Here is a 2323-nt window from a genome sequence, read left to right as displayed (position 1 = left end):
GTCATTGGGTGCATCCCTTCCTCAGAAAATCTGGCGCACTGTGGTCGGAAACGAACCGCTTTTGCAAGACGGCAGAGTATTTCTGCGCTTCTTCGAATCGCAAAAAATTCTCTTGTTCTTTGGTTTGTCGCGCTTCCGAACCGAATAAGTGGTGTCCACTTATTCTGGAAGCACTCCGGGCTCAGTTGCCGCCGGCAAAATGTTTGCCGATGCGGTCGGCGAGTTTTGTAGCCACAGCGGTTTTCGATTGCGGGCCCCAATCATCGGTAACCGTGCCATCGAGAAACAGTATGCGCGTATCGGCGCCGCCGAAAACCCCGCTGCCGGGACTCACATCATTGGCGAGCAGCCAGTCGCACCCTTTGCGCGCCAGCTTGTTGCGGGCGTGGGTTTCAAGGTTTCCCGTTTCGGCAGCAAAACCGATAACCAGCGCGGGGCGTTCGCCTGCCGGAAGGTGGGCGACCGAAGCGAGAATATCGGGGTTGGCGATGAAGTCGAGCGCGGGCGCGGTGCCCGACCCATCCTTTTTGAGCTTGGCATCGGCCGGCTGGGCGATACGCCAATCGGCAACGGCGGCGGCAAAGATCGCGGCGTCGGCGGGAAGGGCTGCGGTAACGGCCGCTTCCATTTCGAGCGCTGTTTCAACCGGGATGATTTCGCAGCCCCTGGGCTTTGAAAACTCGGCCGGTCCGGTGACGAATTTGACAATGGCGCCCTGCGAAGCCAGCGCCTCAGCAATGGCAGTGCCCTGGCGGCCCGAGGAGGCGTTGGAAATGTAACGGACCGGATCAATGGGCTCACGGGTGGGGCCGGAGGTGACGATGATCGTGCGACCTTCCAGGGGGCGCGGTCCAGATCCATGGGCGAAGTGATCGGCGATGGCGGCAAGAATATCTTCGGGCTCGGCCATGCGGCCCGCGCCGAATTCGCCGCAGGCCATGTCACCCTCTTCGGGGCCGACAAAGGCAATGTTATCGCGGCGCAAGGTTTCGATGTTGCGCCGGGTGGAGGGCGCTTCCCACATGCGCACATTCATGGCCGGGGCGACGAGGACGGGGGTGATGGTGGCCAGAAGGCAGGTGGTGGCAAGATCGTCGGCCAGCCCGTTGGCCATGCGCGCCAGGATGTTGGCGGTGGCGGGAGCGACAACGACAAGATCGGCTGAGCGGGACAGCTCGATATGGCCAATCTCGGCCTCGCGGGTGAGATCGAAAAGATCGGACAGGGCCGGGCGACCGCAGAGCGTGGAAATGGTCAGGGGGGAAACAAACTGTTTTGCCCCTTCGGTCAGGATCACCTGCACGGTGCCGCCCGCTTTCTGGATCAGGCGGATCAGCGTGATGGCCTTATAGGCGGCAATGCCGCCCGAGATGATCAAGAGAATATGCTTGCCGGCTACACTCACAGCGCGCCTCCCAGATGGGCGATCAGGCTGATGATCGCCAAAACGATTGTCGCAAGGCTCCCCCATTTGAGGATTTCGATCAACGGGTCCTTTTTGTCCTGGCGCAACTGATCGGCCTCGAGCCGGGTCAGGACGCGTTCGGCGCGGCGGCCCAGATCGGGCAGCCGTTTGGCCAGATCGAGCGCCTCGTCGATGGCCTCTTTGGCGATGTCGAGCCTCCCCTGCGGCCCGACGGTGCGGCGCACCCATTCGGACACCACCGGTTCGGCGGCGGTCCACATGTTAAATTGCGGATCGAGCAGGCGTGCCGTGCCTTCGGCCAGCACCATGTTTTTTTGCAAAAGGACAAGTTCGGGCCGGGCGGTCATGTCGAACAGTTCGGTCACTTCGATCAGCTGGGCGAGAACACGGGCCATGGAAATCTCGTCGGCCCCGCGCCCGACCAGCGGCTCGCCGATGGCACGGATCGCCTGGGCGAAATCGTCGATGGTGTGGGTTTGCGGCACATAGCCGATATCGAGATGGAGTTCGGCCACGCGGTAATAATCACGGGTGATAAAGCCATAGAGGATTTCGGCCAGGAAGCGCTGCTCGCGCTTACCTATGCGGCCCATGATGCCGAAATCGACGGCGACGATCCCGCCGGTCTTGGGGTCGGCAAACAGATTGCCCGGGTGCATGTCGGCATGGAAAAAGCCATCACGGATGGCCTGGCGCAGAAAGCTCTGGATGAGGCTGGCGGCCAATTTGGCACGGTCCATGCCGGCCGCTTGGATCTTTTCGACCTCGCGGATGGGGATGGCGTCGATCCAGCCGGTGGTGAGAACCGAACGCCCGGTCTGTTCCCAAAAGACATCGGGCACGCCGAAATCGCCGTCACTGCCCAGATTGTCGGCCAGCTCGGACATGGCAGCCGCT

General features: G+C 61.9%; 2 protein-coding genes. Both read right to left on the bottom strand.

Going from position 1 to position 2323, the window contains the following annotated elements:
* Positions 1-181 precede the first annotated feature (181 nt).
* A complete protein-coding gene (gene coaBC / locus AACZ55_RS16065; protein ID WP_339647701.1) occupies positions 182-1405 on the bottom strand; it encodes a bifunctional phosphopantothenoylcysteine decarboxylase/phosphopantothenate--cysteine ligase CoaBC in 1224 nt (407 codons plus the stop codon).
* A partial coding sequence (locus tag AACZ55_RS16060) for an AarF/UbiB family protein (protein ID WP_339647699.1) occupies positions 1402-2323 on the bottom strand: 922 nt, incomplete at its 5' end. The genes AACZ55_RS16060 and coaBC, both read right to left, overlap by 4 nt.

It is taken from the genome of uncultured Pelagibacterium sp. (assembly GCF_963972885.1).
Classification (GTDB): Bacteria; Pseudomonadota; Alphaproteobacteria; order Rhizobiales; family Devosiaceae; genus Pelagibacterium; species Pelagibacterium nitratireducens.
The sequence above is the reverse complement of the archived record's forward strand: the minus strand, read 5'-3'. Positions and strand labels throughout refer to the sequence as shown.